This window comes from Clostridium sp. MT-14, assembly GCF_042436595.1.
GTDB classification, from domain to species: Bacteria; Bacillota; Clostridia; order Clostridiales; family Clostridiaceae; genus Clostridium_B; species Clostridium_B aromativorans.
On the sequence record NZ_JBHMIY010000004.1, the window covers coordinates 1 to 25,205 of the forward strand.

25 protein-coding genes, 1 pseudogene and 2 riboswitches are annotated in these 25,205 nt (G+C 35.7%); all 26 genes and pseudogenes read right to left on the reverse strand.

What is annotated here, in order from left to right:
• Nucleotides 1–604, reverse strand: a pseudogene (locus ACFHWD_RS04465) (4-hydroxybutyrate CoA-transferase); the annotation flags it as partial.
• A gap of 357 nt (nt 605–961) precedes the next feature.
• A riboswitch (cobalamin riboswitch) is annotated at nt 962–1,160 on the reverse strand.
• A gap of 235 nt (nt 1,161–1,395) precedes the next feature.
• Nucleotides 1,396–2,187, reverse strand: a complete 792-nt coding sequence (locus ACFHWD_RS04470; RefSeq protein ID WP_378060799.1) for an IclR family transcriptional regulator — start codon at nt 2,185–2,187, stop codon at nt 1,396–1,398.
• 224 nt (nt 2,188–2,411) lie between these two features.
• Nucleotides 2,412–2,567, reverse strand: a complete 156-nt coding sequence (locus ACFHWD_RS04475) for a hypothetical protein (RefSeq protein WP_378060800.1) — start codon at nt 2,565–2,567, stop codon at nt 2,412–2,414.
• A 164-nt stretch (nt 2,568–2,731) separates the two neighbouring features.
• Nucleotides 2,732–4,168: a hypothetical protein gene (locus tag ACFHWD_RS04480; protein ID WP_378060802.1), complete on the reverse strand. Its 1,437-nt coding sequence runs from the start codon at nt 4,166–4,168 to the stop codon at nt 2,732–2,734.
• Entirely contained in the window at nt 4,168–4,785 is a 618-nt protein-coding gene (locus ACFHWD_RS04485; RefSeq protein WP_378060804.1) for a 4Fe-4S binding protein, read from the reverse strand. The genes ACFHWD_RS04480 and ACFHWD_RS04485 overlap by 1 nt, the downstream gene beginning before the upstream one ends.
• A gap of 135 nt (nt 4,786–4,920) precedes the next feature.
• Nucleotides 4,921–5,694 (reverse strand): 2-keto-4-pentenoate hydratase, encoded by a 774-nt coding sequence (locus ACFHWD_RS04490; protein WP_378060806.1) that lies wholly within the window; start codon nt 5,692–5,694, stop codon nt 4,921–4,923.
• A gap of 26 nt (nt 5,695–5,720) precedes the next feature.
• Complete coding sequence (locus tag ACFHWD_RS04495) at nt 5,721–6,602, reverse strand: molybdopterin-binding protein (RefSeq protein ID WP_378060807.1); 882 nt, start codon at nt 6,600–6,602, stop codon at nt 5,721–5,723.
• 91 nt (nt 6,603–6,693) lie between these two features.
• Complete coding sequence (locus ACFHWD_RS04500) at nt 6,694–7,491, reverse strand: nicotinate-nucleotide pyrophosphorylase (protein WP_378060809.1); 798 nt, start codon at nt 7,489–7,491, stop codon at nt 6,694–6,696.
• Between the two features lie 53 nt (nt 7,492–7,544).
• Nucleotides 7,545–8,111 carry a UbiX family flavin prenyltransferase gene (locus ACFHWD_RS04505; RefSeq protein ID WP_378060811.1) on the reverse strand — a complete coding sequence of 189 codons (567 nt, stop codon included), beginning with the start codon at nt 8,109–8,111 and terminating at the stop codon, nt 7,545–7,547.
• Nucleotides 8,112–8,150: 39 nt separating this feature from the next.
• A complete protein-coding gene (locus tag ACFHWD_RS04510) occupies nt 8,151–9,494 on the reverse strand; it encodes a UbiD family decarboxylase (protein WP_378060813.1) in 1,344 nt (447 codons plus the stop codon).
• A gap of 276 nt (nt 9,495–9,770) precedes the next feature.
• Nucleotides 9,771–11,219, reverse strand: coding sequence for an aldehyde dehydrogenase family protein (locus ACFHWD_RS04515; RefSeq protein ID WP_378060815.1), 1,449 nt, complete (start codon nt 11,217–11,219; stop codon nt 9,771–9,773).
• A gap of 39 nt (nt 11,220–11,258) precedes the next feature.
• Nucleotides 11,259–12,572, reverse strand: a complete 1,314-nt coding sequence (locus tag ACFHWD_RS04520) for an MFS transporter (RefSeq protein WP_378060817.1) — start codon at nt 12,570–12,572, stop codon at nt 11,259–11,261.
• A gap of 142 nt (nt 12,573–12,714) precedes the next feature.
• Nucleotides 12,715–13,875, reverse strand: coding sequence for an iron-containing alcohol dehydrogenase (locus ACFHWD_RS04525; protein ID WP_378060819.1), 1,161 nt, complete (start codon nt 13,873–13,875; stop codon nt 12,715–12,717).
• Between the two features lie 128 nt (nt 13,876–14,003).
• Nucleotides 14,004–15,011 carry a 4-hydroxy-2-oxovalerate aldolase gene (gene dmpG / locus ACFHWD_RS04530; RefSeq protein WP_378060821.1) on the reverse strand — a complete coding sequence of 336 codons (1,008 nt, stop codon included), beginning with the start codon at nt 15,009–15,011 and terminating at the stop codon, nt 14,004–14,006.
• 1 nt (nt 15,012) lies between these two features.
• A complete protein-coding gene (locus ACFHWD_RS04535) occupies nt 15,013–15,885 on the reverse strand; it encodes an acetaldehyde dehydrogenase (acetylating) (RefSeq protein WP_378060823.1) in 873 nt (290 codons plus the stop codon).
• A gap of 448 nt (nt 15,886–16,333) precedes the next feature.
• A complete protein-coding gene (locus tag ACFHWD_RS04540) occupies nt 16,334–17,029 on the reverse strand; it encodes an HlyD family efflux transporter periplasmic adaptor subunit (RefSeq protein ID WP_378060825.1) in 696 nt (231 codons plus the stop codon).
• Nucleotides 17,030–17,047: 18 nt separating this feature from the next.
• Nucleotides 17,048–17,809, reverse strand: a complete 762-nt coding sequence (locus ACFHWD_RS04545; RefSeq protein ID WP_378060827.1) for an efflux RND transporter periplasmic adaptor subunit — start codon at nt 17,807–17,809, stop codon at nt 17,048–17,050.
• A gap of 321 nt (nt 17,810–18,130) precedes the next feature.
• A complete protein-coding gene (locus ACFHWD_RS04550) occupies nt 18,131–18,754 on the reverse strand; it encodes a DUF4430 domain-containing protein (protein WP_378060829.1) in 624 nt (207 codons plus the stop codon).
• Nucleotides 18,744–18,929: riboswitch (cobalamin riboswitch) on the reverse strand. It overlaps the preceding gene by 11 nt.
• Before the next feature lie 328 nt (nt 18,930–19,257).
• Nucleotides 19,258–19,563, reverse strand: a complete 306-nt coding sequence (locus ACFHWD_RS04555; RefSeq protein WP_378060831.1) for a type II toxin-antitoxin system RelE/ParE family toxin — start codon at nt 19,561–19,563, stop codon at nt 19,258–19,260.
• On the reverse strand, nt 19,547–19,819 hold the full coding sequence (locus tag ACFHWD_RS04560; RefSeq protein WP_378060833.1) for a type II toxin-antitoxin system Phd/YefM family antitoxin: 273 nt from the start codon (nt 19,817–19,819) through the stop codon (nt 19,547–19,549). The genes ACFHWD_RS04555 and ACFHWD_RS04560 overlap by 17 nt, the downstream gene beginning before the upstream one ends.
• Before the next feature lie 214 nt (nt 19,820–20,033).
• Nucleotides 20,034–20,423: a helix-turn-helix domain-containing protein gene (locus ACFHWD_RS04565; protein ID WP_378060835.1), complete on the reverse strand. Its 390-nt coding sequence runs from the start codon at nt 20,421–20,423 to the stop codon at nt 20,034–20,036.
• 261 nt (nt 20,424–20,684) lie between these two features.
• The gene (gene larC / locus ACFHWD_RS04570; RefSeq protein ID WP_378060837.1) at nt 20,685–21,869 is read right to left on the reverse strand and encodes a nickel pincer cofactor biosynthesis protein LarC; all 1,185 of its coding nucleotides are present in this window, start codon (nt 21,867–21,869) and stop codon (nt 20,685–20,687) included.
• 76 nt (nt 21,870–21,945) lie between these two features.
• Nucleotides 21,946–22,551: a hypothetical protein gene (locus ACFHWD_RS04575; protein WP_378060839.1), complete on the reverse strand. Its 606-nt coding sequence runs from the start codon at nt 22,549–22,551 to the stop codon at nt 21,946–21,948.
• A gap of 19 nt (nt 22,552–22,570) precedes the next feature.
• On the reverse strand, nt 22,571–23,593 hold the full coding sequence (locus ACFHWD_RS04580) for a hypothetical protein (RefSeq protein WP_378060841.1): 1,023 nt from the start codon (nt 23,591–23,593) through the stop codon (nt 22,571–22,573).
• Between the two features lie 12 nt (nt 23,594–23,605).
• On the reverse strand, nt 23,606–23,986 hold the full coding sequence (locus ACFHWD_RS04585) for a hypothetical protein (RefSeq protein ID WP_150356994.1): 381 nt from the start codon (nt 23,984–23,986) through the stop codon (nt 23,606–23,608).
• Between the two features lie 278 nt (nt 23,987–24,264).
• Nucleotides 24,265–25,194 carry a thiamine pyrophosphate-dependent enzyme gene (locus tag ACFHWD_RS04590; protein WP_378060843.1) on the reverse strand — a complete coding sequence of 310 codons (930 nt, stop codon included), beginning with the start codon at nt 25,192–25,194 and terminating at the stop codon, nt 24,265–24,267.
• Nucleotides 25,195–25,205 lie beyond the last annotated feature (11 nt).

Genomic DNA, 25,205 nt, shown 5'->3' on the forward strand with positions numbered 1-25,205 from the left:
CTATTTTATTTTCTACATCTCCTATTTTAGAAGGTGCCGCCTCAACCACAGGATGTGTATTTTCAACTATACAGTCAATATCGGAAATGTGTATGAAACAATCACCTAGAACTCTTGGCATATTTTCATTGACTTCTGCAATTACAACTTTAGCACATTCCGTTGCCGGTTTTATGAAATCATTTGAAGTTCCAAAACTGCAAAAGCCGTGACTATCCGGCCTGCTTACCTGAATCAATGACACATCTAAAGGAATGTATCCTTCTCTGAAAAGTCTTGGCATCTCATGAAAAAAGCATGGAACATAATCTGCTCTTCCTGAATTGACAGCATCTCTTACACCACTGCTTACAAACAATGAATTGTAGTGAATGTATTTCTCCGTACCTTCTTGTGCATACTTACCTTCAGATCTAGGCAGCATACTGTATAAATTTAAATTCTCATATTTCTCTTTGTTTTTCACCAGCGCATTGAGAAGCACTAGAGGCTCTGCACATCCGGTTCCAAAAACCACATTGTCACCCGATTTGATTTTAGATACAGCTTCATCTGCACTTACCAATTTACTTTTATATAAATTCTCCAATTTTGTAGAGATCATTTTAAAACCACCTTTTAAAAAATTTTGTGCCATAACTGCAATCGCTCATATTACAATCCATAAAGTGAAATATAAGCAGCACTCTATGGCCTTGGATAAGTTCTTCCAAGATCGAGATGGAAAAAGCTTCTTATTACGAGCAAATTCCACTTGAGTTTAAAAATCAATTTGTTTACCTGTTTAATAAAAAAAAAGAGAACCCAAAGGGATTCTCTTTTTTATATAAAATACAACTGTTTACAAATTAAAATACACTGCATAAAATATAAAGATTATATAAAATACTGTTTTCACATATCTATTAACCTCTATCTATGCAAAAATTTGTTTAAGTCATGCAATATCTCCCCCTCCGAAAGAATTAACAACACATTAGGCAGGCTTCCTGGCTCAGATTCATTTTACTTCCTTGTCTTCCCGGTATAATACCAGTGACATAAATAAGGTTTCATCCTCCATACAGTAACGGTGGGCTGCAGTGTTTTTTACACTTTTCCTTTTAACTGTCATTTAAATGTCTTCTAAAAATAACAGCACCTAACAGTACATATTAAATTTTCACAAAATATCTTTCTTATTAGCTAGTATATATCAAAATTTTTTACAGGTCAACAATTACTTACACACAATTTTGGCTGCTAAATTTTCTCAGCTGCAAAAATAAAATAGACCCTTATCCACAAATCGGCCTATTTTAATCATACAAATTTTATCTCCTAATTATTTGAGTATAATTAGGAGATAAAATTTTGCTCTATCAAAAATTACAGTCATTTTTAAAAATTTATTTTCTATAAATTTTTACACTTCTCTGTTTTATATCCGAATGTTTCAGAGATCTCAACAACAATACGTTTTAGATCCTTTGCTATGGATTCCAATTTTTCATCACTCATCCTGCTGGTAGGACCTGATACACTAATAGAACCTACAGGATATCCATTATAATTTATGATAGGTGCGGCTACACATCTTAATCCCACTTCCAGCTCTTCATTATCAATACAGTACTCTCTTTTTCTGATCTCCTTCAGTTCATCTCTTAATTTATCAGGATCTGTAATTGTATTACATGTAAACTGATTAAAATCAGTGTTTTGAATTATATTATCTATGTCTTTTTCAGACATAAAAGCCAGTATAGCCTTACCCACTCCAGTGCAGTACATATAGGCGCTCCTTCCGACTTGTGAACTCATTTTAATAGCACTTTCCCCTTCAACTTTGTCTATGTACACTACCTGGTTTCCGTTGCATACGGCTAAATGAGCTGTTTCGTCATACTTATCCACCAATTCTTTTAAGTAGGGGAATGAACTGGCTCTTAAATCCATGCCTTCTTCAACCAATTTCCCCAATTCAAAAAGCTTCATCCCTAATCTATATTTCCCATTTTCTAAATTCTGCTTTAAATATCCTCTGCTTTCCAATGTGCTAAGGAGTCCAAAAGTCGTACTCTTATGCAAATCCAGACGATTGGCAATTTCCGTAACCCCCAGCTCATTGTCTTTTCTAGAAAAACATTCCAGTATCTGCAGTGCCCTATCTACTGATTGAATTAAGTTTGATTTGCTCTTTTGCATCTTCTATACACCTTTTCCCTTTATAATTACATTTATTATCATAAATGATAAATTTATATATTTTTATTATACTTTTGTTTCATATATCTGTCAGCTGATAATTTTACTATATCATATACTTTTTTTATAGGTATATCACATTCCCCAGCTTTATTGCAATACTCATTATATTCAAAAGATAATTTGGCATTTAACCTTTAAAAAATGCTATTTTCACTGAAATATTACATAAAGGGACAGGAGTTCTTTCTATTCTTATAGGACAACATATATTTATGGAATTTAAACAATTTTACTCCAATAGTAGCAATTCCCTCAAATATTATTTTCAGGAGCTTATTTGCATCTTTTTGAAATGCACTTATATTCAAAATACCCACAATTCCATTTTCCCTGTATTAACCAGGACCTTCATTATCATATTTCCATATATTTCTTCGGTACACTGAGAATAAGATGTCTTCATAAACCACTCTTTCTAAAAATTCTATATATTCAACCTGTACCTGATATAAAACGGATACAGGTTGAACACAAAATAAGATTACTCTTTCAATACAGACATATCGACACCTCTTTGACGAAGCCATTTAGGGAGTAATTCCCTGTCAACTCTTTCACTCACTTCTGGTGCCTTCTCAAGAAGCAGTGCTGCAAGAGATTCACTTACATTTAGTGCTCCCATTGCCCCATCAAATATAATTACATTCTTAGTTCCCGCAGCAGTATAGGCAAAATTAACGGCAGTTTCAGTATCCTTCACTAGAGCTGCATAGTCCATATAGTTCAAATTCAGCGGATCCCTATTAAACAGCTCTGCCTGTTCGCTTCCTACAACCAAAGTAGGTATATGCTGTGCAAAGAAAGCAGAAGGATAACCTGTCCAAGCATAATTGTGAATGCACATCTTTATTGCAGGATTTATAGGCGGTATACTGTCAAGCAAAGGTCTCCCATTTTTCCCATAAAAAGCTTCCGTATACCAGGTATATGGTGGAAGAGGTCTATCTAAATCATACAGATCCGTATTTGCCCCTGCAAAATTGGCATATATTACCCCGGCTGAAAATACATAGGGAACAGGACATGGAAAATCAAGTACAGCTATACACTTATCTATTTCACCAAACAGTGTCATTATCTTTCCATACTGTTTACAGCCTATAAAAGTTACTTTATTGTTCAATTCATACAGATCATTATTTACATCCACACCCACAATTCCATTTGGAGCAACATCCAGAAAGGCTGCAAATGCAAATTTTTTCTGTACAAAATCCGAATCAAACAGAGCCCTTGCCACAAAATTTGCACCTCTCGGTCCAAGGTTTTGATGATAAGTGGATCGCGTTTCAATACGTGCATAGGACATTCCAAAGGGCTTTACTGCCTTATCCACCTGGCGGTGAAAATGTACTTCCCTGACATCACTGTGGTGTGTGTGCACTATCCAGTCAGCATCATAGACCTTCTTAAGTCCATATAATGTGCCTATCTCAGTTTTTATGGGAATTCCCTGATCTACAGGAGCTACTCCTACTGCCTTTCCATTAAAATACTTATCCAATTCATATCTTTTTATATATTCTTCAGTTTCACGAAAACGCATTCCAACACCCGCACGCAATCGTATATCCCTACATCCGGTTCTCTTTTCTATTACATCCTTTACAGTTTTCAAAAGTTCTGCATAGGGCTGCCCTCCTAAAAGAGTAAAACCATGATGAGAGGCTAGAATATTTACTGAATGTTCAGGTTTTATCATGCTCATGTCAACTTTCATAAGAGCTTCTTCTGCAGCCTTTCTCACCTTCTCTATACCATTTTCTCCTGGAAAAATCACATCCGGCAAATCAGGAAACAGTTCCTTTAGATAAATGGAAGTCATGCCTGGAAGATCTGCTGCCCTGGTCTTTACCAGAGAGGGATCAATACCATATTGTGATTTCTTTGGAGATATCGGCGCAATTGCTGGTCTCATTATTTATCCTCTCCTTTCCTACACCCATCAATAATTTTATCTAATACTTCTCTGTCCTCTTCAAAATAGAATCCACGTGAAGAATATTTCTTTTTAATTTCTTCCGGCAAATCCCATGCAGTAGCTGTTTTACCATACCACTGCCATCCTCCTTCAATTGGATTAAGCTTATATCCTGCAGCATCAAGAAGTCTTAGTATCGGCTGTATGCACTCTATTGTACAGCCTGTACGAATTCCGGTTTCAAGTGAAACCTCCTCAGGAGTTTTTGCTCCCTTTAAAATAGCTGCAGCCACTTCCTCCGCTCTAACTCCTACACAATAACAAATTGTCTGTTCCGGATGCAGATGCGCTTTTACACAGAGATCTATTATATCTTCGTAATCTACACTGTTTATATCTACACCAACCTCAATAACTTTATCCCTTTTTGTCATAGTTATAGCATCAAATGGACATCTTTGTTCACAATTCGCACAGCCCCTACATCTGTCGGCATCAACTACAGCCTTATGATCTTCAACTTTTATAGCAAGAACAGGGCATACTTTCTCACAAGTGCGGCATGCCCTACACTTGTCATTATCCACACGGGGCAAAAGTGTAACTTTTTTCATTGTATTTATTCCCTCCTTAGTATAAAATGATTATATAAATCTATTTTCCTAATTGTACATTAGGTTCTATATTTTCCTCCTATATAAAAGCCATATTTTAACAATAGGAGGAGAATATTCAAATTTTACCTGGTACTAAATAAATTTTACACTTACACTTCCAAGACCATAAAAAGAAACCGTAAATATATCTCCTGCCTCAGCTTTTTCTGCTGCTGTGAATGCACCTGCAAGGATGATCTCTCCTTTTTCAAGTGCAATATCAAATACACTGAGCTTATTCGCAAGCCATGCTACAGCCGCTGCAGGGTTTCCCCAAACTTCTGCACCTACACCACTGCTTACCATCTCTCCATTTTTCTCAAACATCATTCCAATGAGCTTTAAATCTAAATCCTTTATGGAAGCCATTTTGCTCCCAAGAACCAATCTTGCACTGGAGGCATTATCCGAAATTGTGTCTGCCAGTTTAATCTTCCAATCTTTAACACGGCTGTCTACAATCTCAAAAGAAGGTAAAATTCCATAAGTGGCCCTGTAAACATCTGCAATAGTTATTCCAGGCCCCTTGAGAGTTTCTTTCAGAACAAATGCCAGTTCTCCTTCTACTTTCGGTGCAATGAGATCGTTTCGGCTTAAAGTATCACCTTCTAAAATAAGCATGTCATCCAATAAATGACCATAGTCCGGCTCATTTACGCCAAGAAGTTTCTGCATTCCACGGCTTGTAAGTCCAATTTTCTTTCCTATTATCTTACGTCCTTGAGAAAGTTTCATGTCAATTCCTGCAAGTTGTATCTGATATGCATCCTCAATACTCAGATTGGGATATTTTTCCGTAAGCGGGCCTATAGGAATTTTAGATGCCTCCGATTCCAAAAGTTTTTTTGCTTCTTCACTGTAATTCATATTTTCATCCTCCACCTTATATTTTTTTACTTCATTTTATTTCTCCATCGCTGGCGCAAAGCACTGGCAATAGTTTCTGCCAATAAATCCTTGTCAAGTCCACTTTGAATTCCTCTTATCAGAATATCACAGCCTAATTTAGCTTCTTCATGGGGTCCCGGCAGAGCAACTATATAACTCATTCCAACTTTTCCCACTCCAATTCGGACTCCTTCTTTATGGTGTCTGTGATAGTCTGGCTTAAATTTTAAAATCCAGGGCGTACAGGCATCTTTATCTATTTTCAGTATGGCCTCTACATTAAAATCTTTGTCTTCGGCTCCAACCCCTCCTGTAGTCACGATCAGCCCATATCCTTCTTCAAGTGCTTCTTCTATGCCGTTTTCAGCATCCAATACATCGTCTCTTAAAACTCCCCCAAATTTGGCCTTATACCCGTATTTTTCCAAAGATTTTATGATATATGGAGAATTTGTATCCTCTATTTTACCGGCTATGACTTCTGCACCTGATGCAAACACCTTCGCACGCTTTGAAACTGCTCTCTTTATCTGCCTAGTAAGCCCTGCTGATTTTTCCAGAACATCCTTTGCTTCTTTAGAATCAAGCCCAATAAGTCCGAGTATGCCTTCAGAATGTACTGCAGCATCATTTCCAAGCTCTACTCCAGAAATTTCAGACAGTTTAGAAAGTACCTCTTTTTCTTTCCCAATTACAGATTCAGCCTGAACCTTGCGTTTCATAATATCAAATGCCAAAAGCCCAGGTCTTACATCCACAACCATAATTTCTTTAGTTGTCATATCAAGTACATGAGAAACTTTCTCTGCAATCTCATCTAAATTAGCATTTTTTAAATTTACATCATCAATCCAAAAAGTGGTCTTTTCAAGTAAATCCCATTCCAATTAAAATCATCCTTTCAAAATTTTTATCCCGTAGCTTCCATTATTTATTTAGAAATTTAAAATGCAAATAGCAAATTATGAATTTTAAGAATTACTTGACAACATCAAGGCTAAAATCCAGCATCGGAGCATCTATAATCGCCCTTCCTACATCCACAATATCGGCGCCATAATTTTTTATAATACTAATGTCCTTTAAACTTATTCCACCAGAATATGCAATTCTAATATCTTTAGAGCTCTTATATTTATTCGCTATGCTGGCAACAGATTTTAAATCACCTATATTGCCCGTATCCACCATTAGTATTCCTGCTCCAGCTTCTATCGCCTGAATTGCTTCTTCCTCAATAGGATTTATTTCGCCTTTAAGCTGTACAACTACAATTCTGGTGCTGTCATATTGTCTGGCTTTTTTAACAGCTTTTTTAACACATCCTAAAAGTCTAACATAATTTTTATCAAGATATACGAAAGGTTCATCTATTATACGAGCTCCTATTCCTCCAGAGAGAATGGATTGTCGAGCATCTCTTTTGATTTCAACTGGTATTTTTTTAAATGCACCGCACACAACTTTTACATTACAACCCGCTTCTCTGGAAAATTTATATGCAGCAGTGGCAATTCCTGAAAATTTTCCAATAGTCCCTAAAAGCATCTCTTCAGCCTTTATAATCTGTTCTGCATCTCCATTTCCTGAAAATACACAATCACCTGCTTTGACCTTATCCCCTTCGGAATATATCTTTTCACTTTCTATCCTCAATTCATCTGCCACTTTTTTTAACCTTTGGCTTCCAGAAAAAACTCCCTTTTGTTTAGAAACTATTTTAAAATTCCATTTATAACTTCTTATATCAGAAAAAAGATACTCTCTAAGTTCCACAATTATTATCCCCTCTCAATAAAATTAAATATAATTAATTTTTACATTAAATTTTATTTATCTAATTTTATTCCCCATTCGGGTATTAAATTTTGTTGTAATCCAAGCTGATCCAATACTTTAGCTACTAAATGGTTAACCAGCTCGTCTATAGTCTTAGGATTGTAATAAAATGCAGGTATTGGAGGTATAATAGAGACGCCCATTTTTGCAAGTACCAACATATTTTCTAAATGTATACTATTTAATGGAGTTTCACGCGGTACTAATATCAATTTACGTTTTTCTTTCAACGTCACATCAGCAGCACGAATAATCAGGTTATATGAAAAGCCATTTGCAATTCCGGATAATGTTTTCATACTACAGGGCAATATTATCATGCCTTGATGATGAAATGAACCACTGGAAATTGATGCATCCATATCAGTTTCATCATAGATATAACTGGCATAACTTCTAAGGTCTTCAATCTGCAAACCAGTTTCAATCTTCAATGTTTTTAAAGCCCATTTACTCACTACTAAGTGGACTTCTATGTTTTTTCTTTTCAGGGCCTTCAATAAATTCACAGCATATATTGATCCTGTTGCTCCTGTAATTGCTACAACTAACCTCATAACCAATTTCCCCCTTACATACAAATTTATACATCCAATTCACTCTATATACTCTTCAAGTTTAATCTCATTTTCTCCTGGAATACGTATTCTCTCGAAACGCCCAGGCTCTGCATCAAGAGGTACAGTTGCATCGATACCCATTTTGTCACTTAAACCCTTATCACTGGATGGATCCAGGACATTTCCCGATGCACAGGGTACTATAAAAACATCCTTATATGCCTGGCATCTTGTAGCTATGGCCCATTCTACATCCACAGGATCAAATATATTTACATCCTTATCTACCACTACTACATGTTTGACTTCCTGACTGCTTCCAAAAGCTGCAAAAATAGCATTTTTTGCCTCTCCCCTGTTTTTCTTGTCTATAGATATTACTGCATGGTAACGGCATGTACCTCCGGGTGTAAAGTGAACTCCGCAAACAGTTGGCACAGCATTTCTAACTAGCTGTAAAAGTCCTCCCTCACGTGGTATCGCTCCCAGCAGCATGTGCTCCATTGTAGCAGGAACTATAGTATGATAAATAGGCTTATTCCTCGAAGTCATTGCTGTCAGTTTGATTACTGGTTTTAGTGACTTAGGTCCATAATATTTAGGATATTCACCAAAGGGCCCTTCTTCTTCTCTAACACCTGGAATAATATGTCCTTCGAGAACTATTTCAGCCTGTGCAGGTACTTCCAAATCCACTGTTTTACATTTAACTAATTCAACAGGTCTATTATATAAAGAACTTGCAATGGTCAGTTCATCGACACCTGGAGGAGTTAATGCTTGAGATGCTAAAAGAAATAGCGGATCTAATCCAACAGCTATGGCAACGTCAAGCGGCTTATTCCTTTTCTCAGCTTCTCTAAAAAAATTGGACAAATGTCTCGGCAGAATGAGTATGCCAAGGCGATCTTCTGCCAACACTTGCAGACGATGTATTGAAAGATTTCTAATACCCGTTATTGGATCCTTGGCTATAAGCACTCCTGATGTTATATAACGTCCACCATCTTTTTCATGATGAATCGGAATAGGTAAATTATTAAGATTTACCTTTAAAGTGATTTCTTCTTTAACAGGTGCTTTATCAGAATCTACCATAATGCAATCTCCGGGATTTGCCTGTGCCTCTGCAAAATGTTCAGCTACTTTATCAGACGGCACACCCATAGCTAGAGCAAAAAGCTCCCTTGTTCCTGCAATTCCAGTAATAACAGGAATATTTGAATCCTTTACATTATCAAAAAACAAAGAATACTTTCCATCTGACTTTTTACCAAGACATGCAAGCTCATATTTAAAATCCACTTCTCTTTTAACATGTTTTAAATAACCTTCTCTATCCAATTGCTTAATCCACTGACGCAATGATATACAACTCACAGCTATCACTCCTCCAATTGCTTATATTTTATATGTAAGCACAGTTTGTGCTATATAGTCGTATTACGTTTTATGTTTCTATGTTAATTATAAATACCTATTCCAAATATGTCAACAATATAGTAATCATATTGCTTTTTTAAATTTTATAACCAAATTAAATTAATTTTTTAGTTAAATAGATCAAGTAAAAATTATTCTATGATTTCCACCTGATCTATCAATTAAATTGCACGTAACGATAACTTTACAATCTTTAATATTGTAAAATATTACTTATTTAACGTCAATGCATATATTTTTAGTCTGGGTAAACTCATTAAGTCCATCAATGCCACGTACTCTGCCAACCCCACTTTCCTTATATCCGCCAAATTCAGCCTGATTATACAATTTATAGTAAGTATTCAGCCAAACCGTGCCAGCTTCTACCTTATTGGCAACTCTTAAAGCCCTGTTCAAGTCATTAGTCCAAATTGCCCCAGCAAGTCCATATTTGGTTCCATTAGCAATATCAATGGCTTCCTTTTCAGTATGAAATTTTTGTATAACCAGTACAGGACCAAAGATCTCCTCTTGTATAAGTCTTGAATTATTATCCAAATCAGCAAATACCGTAGGAGCTACAAAAAATCCTTTATCATACTCCTTCCCTTTCAGACGATTCCCGCCTGTAATCAATTTTCCTTCCTTTTTACCCAATTCTATATACTCCATTACTATTTTCAATTGTTCTTCAGATACTAGAGGCCCAAGATCAGTATCCTTTTCCAGACCATTTCCCACTTTTAGCTTTTCCGTTTCCGTTTTTACTTTTTCTACAACTTCATCAAAAACTGTATCCTGTACAACAAGCCTGGTACCCGCCATACATACTTGTCCAGAAGTTAGAAAAACTGCATTTAATACTGCTGGAATTACATTATCTAAATTTGCATCTTCAAAAACTACATTAGGCGACTTGCCGCCAAGCTCCAAAGTAACCTTTTTTAAAGTTTTAGATGACAATTCTGATATTCTCTTTCCCACACCAGTACTTCCTGTAAAACTAATCATACCAACTTGCTTGCTGTCTGCCATATATTCTCCTAAAACTTTCCCTGAACCCGAAACTGCATTAACCACTCCCTTAGGTAAGTCTTTAACTTCAGACAAAGCCTTTATTATCTCCATGGATATGGCAGCAGTAAGTGAAGCGGGTTTAAAAACTACAGTATTTCCTGCCGCTAATGCAGGCACCATTTCTCTCAGCATAAGTTGTGCAGGCCAATTCCATGGCGATATAATACCAACTACACCTAAAGGTTCTCTCATAATATAAGAATATGAATTTTCTGCCGGTTCAATAGTACGGCCAAAAACATTTCTTGCCAATCCAGCATTATATCGAATTGAATCAATGGATCCTTTCAATTCACCTCTTGCTTCAGCAATTCTCTTTCCATTGTTTATCGTATACAGGTATGCTAGATCTTCTATTTTTTCTTCCAGAATGGAAGCCCATTCCAGCAGTACCTTAGCTCGAAGTGATGAATTTTTTTTCCATGTAGTATTTTCAAAAGCTCGACTTGCAGCATCAATAGCTTTTTGCATATCGGACTCACTAGATTTTTGTGCACATCCAACAAGATCCTGATTTGCCGGATTAAGCATATTAAAAGTTTTTTCTGTACTAGAGCAAGCCCATTCTCCATTAATATAATTCAAATACGTTTTTGCAGTCATTTTACACACTCCTCCAATTAAATATTGTTTATTTATATTTTAATTAAAATTATCTTTCGTTTCAGGTGAAAGAATACTTCCTATTATGAATATTAAACCCATGATAATTAAAAACACAACTAATCTTGAAGGTATCTGGGAAATCGTAGGGCTAACCGCCGTTACAAATGTAGGCATTAGTCCTCCTATGGCAAAACCTACATTCCAGCTTACAGCTGTACCGCTAGCTCTGATTTCAGTTGGGAAACGCTCATTTAGAAAAATAAGTACGGGTGAATACGGCGCATTACCAAGAGCAGAAATCAATATTGTAAATAAAAGTACTCTGCCGATAACATCATGGGCTTGAGCAAGATGTATATATAAGAAGGGCATAATTACTAAGCAGGCAATTCCAGTTATCAAAAACGTTTTCTTGCGTCCAATAACCTGACTCAATTGACCTATTAACATTGGAGATATAAAAGCAATGACACTCACTAGCATCAGTAACTTAGCAGAACTAGAAGCTGGAATCTTATTAATCGTCTCCAAAAATGTAGGTAAATATCCTGATGTAAGATAATATATTGAAGATGCTCCGGCAACAACCATTATATTTATAATCATAGTAGAAGCATACTTTTTCGATAGCAATATTTTCAACGGTGATTTAGTCTGTTTATTCTTCGGCTCTTCCTCCCTTTTTTGCTTCATTTCCAACCACAAAGGTGATTCGTCAAGAACTTTGTACATTACTATAGCTAAAATTATACACAGCAATCCTGAAAAAAACATGCACCTCCAGCCCCAAATTTTAAATGCAGGACCTGGAAATATTTTGTTTACTATAAATAATACAAAAGAAGCCAATAAGGCGCCAATACTTGCTCCTCCTGTTATTATTCCTGACATCAAACCTCTCCACTTTGCAGCAACTGTTTCTGTTCCTATTGTATGCGTCGAAGCAGTAACTCCGCCTACAAAAAAGCCCTGTAAAATACGTATTAAAAGGAATAAAACTGGAGCAATAAAACCAACAGATGCAAACGTAGGTAAAATTCCCAAAGAACTAGTTGCTATTCCTACACCTGCTACTGTTATAATCATGGAACGTTTTCTTCCCCATTTATCAGCATAATTGCCAAAGAAAGCTGAACCGAAAGGTCTTACTATGACACTCACAGCAAAAGCTGCAAAAACAGAAGCGAGTGAAAGAGTCTGAATCTTAGAAGGGAAAAATAAACCTGCTACTGTCGGCGCCACATATAATATGAGAAAAAGATCAAACAAATCAAGGGACCATCCCATTACCGATGCAAATGTAGCAGATGCAATCTGCTTATTGCTAACAGTATTAATATTTTTTTCCATAGTTATCTCTCCTATTTATCAAATTTAGGTGTATAATTAAAATGTTGTTAATTATTCATTACTCATTAAAACTGTTTGCAGGTATGATCTTTCTACCTGCAAAATTTTTATAGCTATTATACAAAAACAGAAATTGTGTTTTTTAATAGGCTTTTTGTAAAACAGCTAAAATTTCATTTTCAGTAGGCTTACGGGGATTCATTTTAACCATACCATGACCCATGGCATCTTTTGCAATAGCAGCTAGATCTTCTTTTTTTGTTCCAAGATCTTTCAGATGTCTAGGAAGTCCTACATCTTCTACTAATTCAGAAACGGCTTTAGCAGCCTCCAAAGCACTTTCTCGTAAATTTAGATTTTGAACCTTGGCACCTAAAGCAATTGCTATATTACGATATTTTTCCATATTCGCTATTGAATTATATTCCATAACATAAGGCAATAATAATGCTATTGCCACACCATGACTTACATGAACATGGCCGCTTAAAGCCGCCCCAATAGAGTGAGTCAACCCTAAAAATGAATTATTAAAAGCCATTCCTGATATTAAACTTCCAAGAGATACTTGATTTATTGCTTCCAAATTATTATTATTAGCAACAGCTCCCCTTAAATTAGCACTTATAATACCAATAGCCTTTATGGCTAAAGCATCAGCTGGAGGTTGCGATATATTTGAAACATAAGTTTCAACAGAATGAGCAAGGGCATCAACTCCACTAGCTGCTCTAACCTTCGGAGGCGCCGTAGCAGCCATTAAAGGATCAACTATAGCCAAATCAGCAGCTAAGTAAGGGCTTGTTACAGTTATCTTCATGTTATATTCCCAATCAGAAAGAACTGCAAAAATAGTCACTTCACTGCCCGTACCCGATGTAGTAGGAATAGTAATTAGAGGAACTGAAGCTCTGCCTGGCACTTTATTTACGCCGGCATAATCACGAATATGTCCACCATTGTCAGCTACAACTCTAATCCCCTTAGCAGTATCCATTGCACTGCCTCCGCCTAATGCAATGATTATATTGCAATCCGATTCTTTAAAAAATTTTGCTCCTTTCATAATAGTATCGAGACTTGGATCAGGTTCTACATCATCAAAAATTTTAATCTCAATTTTATCATTTTTGAGTACCTTTTCAATTTTCTCAAGAAGGCCGGCTTTTTCAACCCCCTTATCGGTCACAATCAAAACCTTATCCCTTTTAAACTCCTTCACCTTACCAGATAACTTTTCAATGACATGATCTCCAAACAAAACTACTGTTCCCAATTGAAAAACAAAACTTTTATTTACCATTTTTAAACCCCCTATAGAAATAAAATTTAAAATATACATATAGGAAAGATTAATAAAAATATTAAGGCCATCCTATATGTAAAATTTTACAACAGTTAATCGGCGTAACAATCTAATTATATTAATCTCTATTTTTTTGACAGTTCATAGGCAACATCTATAATCATGTCTTCCTGCCCGCCAACCATTTTTCTCTTTCCTAACTCAACCAGTATATCCCTCGGGTCTAAATTGAATCTTTTTGCTGCATTATAGGTATGAAGTAGGAAACTCGAATAAACTCCTGAATATCCCAACATCAAAGGAGCATTGCGCACAACCTGCGGACGCTTCATGATCGGTTCTACTACATCTTCTGCTACATCCATGATTTTGTAAAAATCTACGCCAGTTTCATAGCCCAGCTTCTGGAGAAGTCCTGCTAAAACTTCTATCTGTGTATTGCCTGCTCCAGCTCCAAGTCCCCTGCATGCTCCATCAATGAACGTTGCTCCTGCTTCAATTGCTGCTAAAGAATTTGCAGTAGCCAAAGTTAAATTATTATGTGCATGAAATCCCACTGGTACATCCAATGCATCTACAACTGCACTGATTCTCTCTGTAACTTGCTTTGGAAGCATTGCCCCTGCAGAATCTGCTATATTCACATAATCTGCCCCATAGGACTCGAGTAATTTTGCCTGTTCCACAACTTTCTCCACCGGTGCCATATGGGTCATCATCAAAAATCCCACTGCCATCATGCCAAGCTTTTTAGCCATGCCTATGTGCTGCTCACTTATATCTGCTTCCGTAACATGGGTTGCAACTCTTACTACTTTAGCTCCATAATGGGATGCCATTTTTAAATCCTCAATAGTCCCGATTCCCGGCAACAAAAGTACCGTAAGATTTGCCTTTTCAATTACATCACTTGCCGCTTTTAAAAGTTCTTCTTCACTTGTTTTAGACCATCCATAATTATAAGAAGAACCTGCAAGTCCATCACCATGGGATAATTCGATATACTTAACTCCTGCTCTATCAAGCCCGGATACTATGGCTTTAACCTGTTCCACGTCATACTCATGAGAAACAGCATGACTTCCATCTCTTAAAGTTGTATCCACTAAATTTATAAATTTCTTTTCACCCATATTATTTCCCCTCCTCTGCAATAATCTCTTGTGCCAATTTCTCAGCTGTCCTTACGGCAGCAGATGTTATTATATCAAGGTTTCCAGAATACTTAGGAAGAAAATCTCCCTGTCCCTCAATCTGTACGATAACTGTCACCTTATCTCCATCAATAATAGGCGGCACCCTGAGTTTATAACCAGGTACATAGACCTCTATCTGTTTCACTATTTCATTTACTGATTCAGTAATAGCTTTTATATCTGGATTTTCAACCTGTACATATATAGTATTGGTCATCATGATAGGCGGCTCCGCCGGGTTTAATATTATTATGGCCTTGCCTTTTTTTGCCCCCCCTACAACTTCCAATGCTTTAGCTGTTGTCTGCGTAAATTCATCAATATTCTGTCTAGTTCCCGGGCCAGCGCTCTTTGATGCAAGGCAGGATACGATTTCTGCATATTTCGCTCCTGCCACTCTATTAACAGCGTAAACTATAGGTACAGTAGCTTGTCCTCCACAAGTTACCATATTTAAATTCGGCTCTTCTTTTACCTTATCAAGATTTACACAGGGAACCACATAAGGCCCGACAGCTGCCGGTGTAAGATCAATGGCTATTTTGCCGGCTTTTTTGAGCAGCGGTGCATGTTTTAAGTGATGCTGTGCACCTGTAGCATCAAATACAATTTTGATATCCTTCTCTGGAAGTATTGCATCAATTCCCTTTATTGATGTACTAAACCCCAGCTTTCTCGCCCTTTTTATACCCTCTGATTCAACTACGCCAGTCATCATAGCCAGCTCGATATATTGGCTTCGCATAATCTTATACATCAAATCAGAACCAATATTTCCAGGCCCAATAATACCTACTTTGACTTTATTCATATTTACATCTCCTTTTCTTAGAACAAAAATTAAATTGTACTATATTATCGTATAATGTTTTTATTATTTTTTAAAAAAATATTATTTATATTTAGAATTAATGAAATGCAACATAGAATATCGTTTTCAAAAATTTTAAAAAATAAATATATTTTTAATTTACCCTAATTAATATAAATATCAGCAAAATAAATTTACTAAATACAATTTTGTGCTATATTGTCGTATTGAATTCTCTATTTTTTTCATTAACAGTATTATACTTAATAATATTACAAATGTCAACAATTTATGTTATAAATCTTTATAATAAAATATAAGCCTTAATTGAAAAAGTAAAATAGACCCTTATCCACAAAGCAGTCTAATTTAGTCTTATAAATTCAACTACTTCTTTAAATAAAAAAATTCAGGTATATGATCAATAATTGATCATATACCTGAATTTTTATTTATCATTTACAACACGAATTTTTACCGATGCATTGTCGCCTATGGTGAACTTATCCTTCAAGTTGCTCGAACTGTCAAACTTGATTTTTACAGGCACTTTTTGAATTACTTTTTTATATTTTCCATCCTTCGAATAGGAATCAGGCTTCAGTGCACCCTGAGACATCTTCCCTATGGACTGGACTTTACCTGTAAATTTTTTTGATCCATATTCATCTATGGATATATACACCTTCTCTCCATACTGCAGTCTCCTGGTTTCTGTACCGTCTACATTGGCGATTATGTAATAGCTATTTGGATCAGCCAGAAGTGCTATGGTCTTATCTGGAGACAAGTTGTCTCCAACATTTGCCTGTTTCTTTACAATCAGGCCATCAATAGGTGCTCTTATGAGAGATTGATCTACATTTGAATCAGGAAGATTTCCCGAATCCTGACGGGCTATTATCTGATCCTTCACAACCGTATCACCTTCATCTCCATCAAATTCCAGCAATTTTCCACGAATTTGCGGGCTTACATTGATCAAATCCGCAGTAACTTTTGCATCGTCAGTGAAGACATAGTAGATATGTTCATACACATAATGTGATATCAAGCTCACCGCTATTACTGCAGCAGCTATTAAGATCCCTAAAATCATCTTTTTTCGATTTTCTCTTATAACAGAAATTATATCAAATTTCATATTAACCCACCTCTTCTATTACTGCAATCCAACTTCTGCAAACATACCCGGTTTTAAAAGTTTATTTTTATTGTTTAAAGTTACTTTCACAAGTACATCTGAACTTCTTGGATCCAGTTTTGAATTTATGACTGCTATCCTTCCCGAAAACTCGTCATCTGATATATCAGGTATTTTTACAGCTACACTTTGTCCAACATTAATCTGATTTAAGATGCGGGCTGGAGCATATGCATTTACATATAAATTATCCGTGTTGACTATTGAGATAATCGATTCACCTTCAGTTACCGTATCCCCTATATTTGCATTTCTTGAACTCACCGTACCTGAAATAGGTGCTTTAATAACGGCAGCATCCAGTGCTTCCTGAGAGGCTTTCAACTGAGATTGAGCCTGGGAAAGCTGAGATTGATATCCGCTGACATCAGAAGAATTTGAATTTTTACTACTCTGAGCATTAGACAGACCAGTCTGAGCAGCACTTACAGCCGATTGTGCTTCATCTACTTTACTCTGAAGTTCTGTGGTATCCAGCCTGGCTACTACATCCCCGGCCTTCACTTTTTTACCTAGATCCGCAGACACTTCCACAATTTTTCCAGTAATATTTGAACTCACATCTATACTGTCATCTGTTGCAATCTTTCCACCCATAATAAATACAGTACCGGTGCTTGGCCCATTTATGCTGATAGACTTGCTACTGCTTTCATTACCAGAACTGCATCCACTAAAAAGCAAACCTATAACTAAACAAAATAAAATAACTCTCTTCATTAGAACCCTCCTTACAAGCTATAATTGTTTTAGACTAAATCAAAGTTCATTTATATACATCACTATTCTATTCCATAAACATTCTAACTTCAATAACATCATGAAAAATCCTTAAATTATCTCAAATATTAAAAATCTCTAAAAAGCACCCTTTGCCTGCCGCAGCTGTAAAGAGTGCTCTTATGTTATTTAACTGGTATTTCTATAACATCAGAAATGGAATTCATTTCTTTGAGGCTGTCCCAAACAAATGCTTTTAGTTTGTACACTTCTCTCTCCGGAAGTTTCATCATGGCAGTTAAAACAGAAGATCCCCCATTTTTAATTAACTGGCTGGCTAAAGCTATTTCCTTTTTGTATTCCTTTTACCGTAACATTTACAAAATCATTCTGATATGAATCATAAGATGGCAGTAGATCATAATGATCTTTTGCGTATACAAACAGCAGATAATCTCCATCACTTATAACTTGATTTTTAGGAAAATCTGAAGGAACCATGAAATTAACCTTATACATCCATCCGCTTTGAGAGCCATAATACCCGTCATCTGTTCCATTTTCCTCATTATTTATACTAGTTATCATACCTTGATCATTAACAGTTGAGTCCAGTCCTGCTGCATTTAATCCATCTTGTGCCGTAGATTTTTCACCCTCATAATTAACTGTAATTTGCTGAGGCTTAAAGATCACTTCATTATACATTCCCACTACTGCAATATGAATATTTATGCTTTTATTATTGTCCTCTGCCAAAACACTGGATGCATTGGTACCCATAATGCTTATAATCACAGCTAGAATAATACCTATTGATGCAAGTTTTATCTTCAGAAATAAATAAAGGAGAGTTCCGGGGAACTCTCCTAATTTACATCTTTTTATGTAACTGTTTACTAAAAACAATATATTGACAGACAACAGAGCAAACAGCTTGAACAATATATCAGGCAGGCCTTCTGGCTTAGATTCATCTTACTCCCTCGCCTTCCCGGAGATAAACTCCAGTGGCATATTGAGGTTTCATCCTCTATACAGCAACGGTGGGCTGCAGCGGCTTTTAACCGCTTTTCCTTTTAACTGTCAAACTGACAGCACCTGATACGAAATATTAAATTTTTATAAATTATCTGACACTTTTATGTTAATTATAGAGGATAGAATTGGCAGAGTCAATGCCATTTCAGACTATTCAGAAATTTGCCCCTAATTTTTTACAAAATTTATGTAAAATCAGCTATATGCTTACTGTATACAATTTACCAATAAACAAGAGTTAAAAATTAAGAGCCGACAGTATCAGTAGATTTTCGGCATTAGCTGAAATTTTTACTCTACTATCAGCTCTTCACTATACACTTCAAACCAAATTCACTAAAATATTTTTTGAAATCCTCCATATTCTCCATGTCAAATCCAGCTTTTGCAGTGACTTCATTTTTAAGCTAATAAAACAATTTAGTATATTCAGTCTGCGTATTTGCAAAATGATACACATATACTACATCTTCTATATGCTTATAAATTGCCGCATATTTTCCACTAATAACCATCCTGTATCCTTGTTCATTCAACCAATTATCAGGTATTTTAGAACCAGAATCCGGATATTTTTCTAATCTTTCAATAGCATCTAAAATACTGTCACTCACTTTAATTGCTGATTCTACACTAAATTCAATGCAGTAATAATCTTCAATAGCTTTTAGATCCTCCCAGGCAGCAGGCAGAATTTCAACCCTGTATCTCATTTACACGTTCCCTTAAACCGTTTCTAGCTTCTGCAATGCTCATAGTCTTTTCGCCATTGATTCTCTCCTGCTCTGCCTGCAAAACCTTTGCTCTGAGCTGTAAAATCTGTTCTCTCTTTTCAAAAGCATCTATACTCATTAAAACAACATCACCCTCACCATTTTTAGTTATATAGATTGGCTCTTTTGTTTCATGAGCTAATGCCGATATTGCTGAATATCCATTTCTAAGTGCCGCCGATGCTTTAATAATCATATTTTTCACCTCTTTTATACCATTATTATGATATAATTATATCAAAATTTTTCTATGCAATCAACAGTTCCGGAAAAATCAGTTCTACTAACTCAGCTTCAAAATCCTCCAGTATAGTTTTCCATGCCGCATCAAGCTCGTGTATTCTTACCAAAATCTTCCTTTACCATTGACTCTTCACTATACATTTTAAATTGAATTTTTAAAAAATCATTTATCTGATATAAGGTAAAATCAATTTCACCATGTTTTCTATTAAATCCAGTTCTCTCTTGGAACACCTTCCAAGGAGTTCATACAATACGGAATTATCCTCAGTGCCGGATAGCTTGTACTTTCTTAAATTTTCCCTAATCAGAATATTTTTACCATTGTCTTTTTGTTCCCCATATATTAAATAATCAGTGGTAACGTGGAGACAATTGGCTATTCTCACTAAAGCTGTAAGACTCATCTGCCTTTCTCCCCGTTCTAATTGCCCTATATAAAGTGTAGAGAGATTTACCATTTCAGCAAATTTTTCTCTTGTTAGATTTAGTTCTTCTCTCTTCCCGCGAATTCTACGGCCCACTTCCTGCCCATTAATCGATTCCTTATCCTTCATTTGTCTTCACTCCTGTCCCTAACCTCTTACTTTAACTTTATACATAACAATTAATTAATTAAATAATCTATATGCTGAAAATTCATATATGCAATAAGCAAACTTAACTGATACATTATTATAGATATACTTATATTACTTATAAAAATTGAGGTGCTAAATTCATAAAAATAAAGAATAATTTAAATGAGCTTTCAGAACACTATAAAATTCAAAAAAATTAATATCCCGGGGTATATTACCCGGGATATTTGGGAAAAATTATATAATATTTTGCCTGGCAGCAGTCTGCTTTACTATATCATATACCTTTTTAACAGGCATATTATACTCCTCTGCTCTTTCACAACATTCTTCATACTCAGGGGAGATATTTGAAATTTTACTGCCATAAAACGCTACCTTTACAGAAAACTCCCCCAATTCCGTATTTATTTTTTTGATTTCATAGGGCAGCATGTATTTATGAAAATTGAACACTTTTACTCCAATAGTGGTAGTCTCCTCAAATATGACTTTTAAAATCCTATCTAGATCCCCGCCGCCAGCATTGACACACAGTATGCTTCCAATCCTGTTCTTTTTCATAAAAGCTGTCTGCAGATATACATCCTTCGCTCCTGCGGAGAACAGTTTCTGGGATATGTATTCATAGAACTGGGGATTCATGTCATCTATATTGGCTTCTACTTTTACTGCCTCTCCTTCTTTTACAAAATTTCTATTTTTGCTGTCTTCCAAATTCCCTATACAAATTCTAAGCAGGTTAGGTATTTCAAGCTCCCTATCCCCTGCCCCATAACCACAGCTTTCTATATTCATAGAAGGCATATCTCCAAAGTTACCGCAGAGAGTCGAGATAACAGCAGCACCTGTAGGGGTAACCAGTTCTTTTTCTATCCCTTTCGAATATATTTTTATGCCATGAAGCAGCTGAACTACAGCAGGTGCCGGCAGAGGTATAATACCGTGAGCACACTTTGTAAATCCCGTTCCTATATGTATAGGAGAACAGTATATTTTTTCAATCTTCAAAAGGTCCAATCCAATAACTGCACCACATATGTCAATTATGGAATCCATTGCACCCACTTCGTGAAAATGTACAGCCTCCACAGTAGTATTATGTACTTTAGCTTCTGCTTCTGCAAGATTTGTAAATATCCTTATTATGTCCGCCTTAACTTTTCCCTTGAGTTCACTCTCCTGAAGGATGGTTTTAATGTGACTCAGATGTCTATGGACATGACCTTCCTCTACAATTACGTCTACTTTTGTACCTCCTATTCCATTTTTCAATACATGCCTTGATTTTAGTTCAAAAGGTACTTTAAGTTTCATAAGCTCCCCTTTTAAAGTATCCAGTTTTAATCCTGCATCCACCAATGCTCCTAGAATCATATCTCCGCTTATTCCGGCAGTACATTGAAAATAAGCAATTCTCATATTTTACCCTCCCTAAAAAATGACTATGAAAGCATTTGTCATGTAAATTCACTTTCATAGTCATATCAATTTTACCCTATAATATTCTCATACATATTCTGTCATTTTCTACAGTCACTGCACTTCCCCTGCTGTCTGGCCCACATCCGTCTGTAATAATAAGTCCCAGATTTACATCATATTTTATCATATTGGACAATATACTAAGTACTCTATCAATAACTGATTTATCATTTAGCATAGATTCCCCATATATCTTTTTAGCTGTGATCTCATCACTTCTGACTATAAATCCAGGTCCTCCAGGTATTGAAACAACAGCTAATCCACCATCCAGTAGTTCTATATCTTTATCTGAAGAAGTTATATCACTTTTAGGTGATCCAATTATTCCACCAGTAGACTGATGAACACCTCCAATAGCAATGCTTACACCCAAAGCCTTTATATAATCAGGCGATATGGTTTTCACCTTTTCAGCCAATCTATAATCAATAAAAAATGGATCTTTTAATCCGTTAAATTTTATTTTTTTCAGCTCCAGAAGATTATCCAAACTTTCCTGTCTTTTATTTTTATCACATATTCCACATATAATTATAGGATAGGACTCTTCAGTTATAGTTTTCACCATAAAAGTAGTAAGATCTTTTATATTATACACAACATTTATATTATACACAACTATTTAACCTAAAAAATTATACTTCGAGAGTTTCTTTTGTAACAAATTCAGTACTGTTTATTCTTACCGGTTTCTCCACACCCGGTATAATATCATCCGCTTTTGCTATAATTTCCTCTTTAGACAGCTTTTTAACCGGAGCTTTTAGAAAATCAAAAGTAATCCCCACGCTTGCCAGCTCTGCCTGGGCTTTTTCAGTAATGTTGTCAAAATCTATATCAGCACCTAAGTATTTGGCAATTGTCAAAACTACTGGAGAACATCCAATATGCTTTCCAGGAATCATACCAGCTTCCAATGCATCAATAGTATATTTGGCAATAACTTGTTTAGGAGCTACTATACAAGGAATATGTTTTTTAAGAGTTTTTGCGTACTCCCCTGAACCATGGGCTGTATCTCCTGCCTTGAATTGTCTGGTAGGAAATACTCTGCCATATTTTTCAGCAACAGTCATTCCAATTCCCACGGATATAAATTCTCCTGTGTATCCTATAAGGACATCCTGATCCTTCATTATCTGAAGCTGTCCAAAAATAGGAAGTAATATTTCTTCCATAGTAACTACATTCATCATCTCAGTAGCAGAATTATTGTTAACAGCCCTGCCTGTCATAACTGCATTATGCACAGGTATCATCTTTTTTGCAGGATTAGGTCCTCTGAAAAGCTTTCTGCCGTTGTAATATTTTTTCCACTGGGCAAGATGTGGTTCTTCAGATATCAACTGATCTGTAACTTTCATTTCTTCCATTGGAAGCATTCCAAATTCCCTATGAATTTTTCCATTATCCGATGCAGCCATTTTAATTATAGCACTATCCAGCACAATACCATCGCTGCTGGTAGTGCAGGCATCCATATCAAAAACATTTATGCCGGCTGGTCCCTTTATCTGCTGAGCTATCTTTTCAATTGCCTGATCTATTTCAATCCCTGAATTTTCAATATCCTTTTTGTCTACAAATACTATGTTCAAGGGAATTAAAAAGTCTTTGACCAGGCCCTGTTTTATCATTCTATATAACAGCTTTTTCATGATTATTCCTCCTTAATGTTTCCCCAAAGGTGGCCTTCTGTCTTCTACTTCTTCACAATCTGCAGTTTCCACCTCTTCAGTAGGATGTATAATATTGATAACCTCTAAAATTGCCTTCTTTGCTTTTCCATCTTTGTCAATTCCTTTGACAATGACAGTGTGCATAGTTTCAGGAACTCTTGGTATGACAATGAGCTCAACTTTCTGGACATCTTCTCTCTTCGCAAGTTCCTCTACTGAAAGCTCGATTCTTCCTGTTCTAAGAGACTGCATTTTTGCACATTTCAAATTTTCAAGGCCTCTGATTTCAATGGTTTTATCCGGAGTATTTTTAACAACAGCCCTCTTCATCTTTTCAATAAACTCTGGAAGCTTAGTATGCATCAATTTCATAATTCTCATCTCCTTAACTTAAATAACAATTAATTATACTTACACATATTAAAAATAGGAGCAAGTTTAATGCCAACTGCGTAAATTTCAATAATGTTTATGTTTTCATTTTTTATAACATATATTAGGCGCTGAAATCAATAAAACATCTATATATTCATAATTAACAGATAATATTGTGTTAGATTTTATTACATTAACTGTTATGATTATAACACTATTATTAAATATTTTAAAAATTCGGCATAGAACTTTGCTCCCAAAACTTGAAAACTAAGCTATAAATTACATTTTTTAAGAAGTTCTTCCCAATTTTTATCTACTTCTTTTTGAATTGCGTCTATCATATATTCATTTCCAGGTTTAAATAGATGTTTAAATCTCCCCTGTGGTTTTAACCATTCAGTTATGGGAAGCTTTTTCTTAGGTTTGTAATTTAATACATATTTACCATCAATTATTTCATACAGCGGCCAAAAACAAGTTTCCACGGCCAAATCAACTATCTGAAGTTCTTTTTGAGTATCACATCTCCAGCCTCTTGCACAAGGTGTAAGTACATTTATAAATGCAGGTCCTTTTGTATAAATTGCATTTTCGGATTTTTCATAGAGGTCTTTCCATTTTGAAGCAACCGTTTGAGCTGCATAGGGAATATGATGTGCAGCTATTACACTGGTCAAATCTTTTCTATACTGCTGCTTTCCTGGAACTGCTTTTCCCTGAGGAGAAGTAGTAGTACTTGCACCAAAAGGAGTAGCAGAGGATCTCTGAATTCCAGTATTCATATATGCTCCATTGTCGTAGCAGACATATACAACATCATGTCCTCTTTCCATAGTAGCAGAAAGTGACTGAAGGCCTATATCATAAGTTCCCCCATCTCCTCCAAAAGTTATAAATTTATAATTATCTTTTACCTTACCTTGCTTTTTCAGGGAATTATATGCAGTCTCAACACCACTTATAGTGGCTCCTGCATTTTCGAATGCAGAGTGAATGTAGGAATCTTTCCATGCAACGTAAGGATACAAGCACGTCGAAACCTCCATACATCCAGTGGCATTTGCAATAACTGCCTTATCTTCAGTTTTCAATGCCTTAAGCACCCATTTTGCCACTATTGGTGCACCACATCCAGCACACATCCTATGTCCTGCAGTTATTCTGTCCGCTTTTTTTGATAATTCTTTTAAATTTACTGCCATTTTATCTCCTC

Coding starts and splice junctions, on each gene's coding strand:
- ACFHWD_RS04470 (WP_378060799.1), bottom strand. CDS start 2,187: ATGCAAAAGAGCAAATCAAACTTAATTCAATCAGTAGATAGGGCACTG.
- ACFHWD_RS04480 (WP_378060802.1), bottom strand. CDS start 4,168: ATGAGACCAGCAATTGCGCCGATATCTCCAAAGAAATCACAATATGGT.
- ACFHWD_RS04485 (WP_378060804.1), bottom strand. CDS start 4,785: ATGAAAAAAGTTACACTTTTGCCCCGTGTGGATAATGACAAGTGTAGG.
- ACFHWD_RS04490 (WP_378060806.1), bottom strand. CDS start 5,694: ATGAATTACAGTGAAGAAGCAAAAAAACTTTTGGAATCGGAGGCATCT.
- ACFHWD_RS04505 (WP_378060811.1), bottom strand. CDS start 8,111: ATGAGGTTAGTTGTAGCAATTACAGGAGCAACAGGATCAATATATGCT.
- ACFHWD_RS04515 (WP_378060815.1), bottom strand. CDS start 11,219: ATGACTGCAAAAACGTATTTGAATTATATTAATGGAGAATGGGCTTGC.
- ACFHWD_RS04520 (WP_378060817.1), bottom strand. CDS start 12,572: ATGGAAAAAAATATTAATACTGTTAGCAATAAGCAGATTGCATCTGCT.
- ACFHWD_RS04525 (WP_378060819.1), bottom strand. CDS start 13,875: ATGGTAAATAAAAGTTTTGTTTTTCAATTGGGAACAGTAGTTTTGTTT.
- dmpG (WP_378060821.1), bottom strand. CDS start 15,011: ATGGGTGAAAAGAAATTTATAAATTTAGTGGATACAACTTTAAGAGAT.
- ACFHWD_RS04535 (WP_378060823.1), bottom strand. CDS start 15,885: ATGAATAAAGTCAAAGTAGGTATTATTGGGCCTGGAAATATTGGTTCT.
- ACFHWD_RS04540 (WP_378060825.1), bottom strand. CDS start 17,029: ATGAAATTTGATATAATTTCTGTTATAAGAGAAAATCGAAAAAAGATG.
- ACFHWD_RS04545 (WP_378060827.1), bottom strand. CDS start 17,809: ATGAAGAGAGTTATTTTATTTTGTTTAGTTATAGGTTTGCTTTTTAGT.
- ACFHWD_RS04555 (WP_378060831.1), bottom strand. CDS start 19,563: ATGAGATACAGGGTTGAAATTCTGCCTGCTGCCTGGGAGGATCTAAAA.
- ACFHWD_RS04560 (WP_378060833.1), bottom strand. CDS start 19,819: ATGATTATTAAAGCATCGGCGGCACTTAGAAATGGATATTCAGCAATA.
- ACFHWD_RS04565 (WP_378060835.1), bottom strand. CDS start 20,423: ATGAAGGATAAGGAATCGATTAATGGGCAGGAAGTGGGCCGTAGAATT.
- larC (WP_378060837.1), bottom strand. CDS start 21,869: ATGAGAATTGCTTATTTTCAATGTACTGCCGGAATAAGCGGAGATATG.
- ACFHWD_RS04580 (WP_378060841.1), bottom strand. CDS start 23,593: ATGAAAAAGCTGTTATATAGAATGATAAAACAGGGCCTGGTCAAAGAC.
- ACFHWD_RS04585 (WP_150356994.1), bottom strand. CDS start 23,986: ATGAAATTGATGCATACTAAGCTTCCAGAGTTTATTGAAAAGATGAAG.
- ACFHWD_RS04590 (WP_378060843.1), bottom strand. CDS start 25,194: ATGGCAGTAAATTTAAAAGAATTATCAAAAAAAGCGGACAGAATAACT.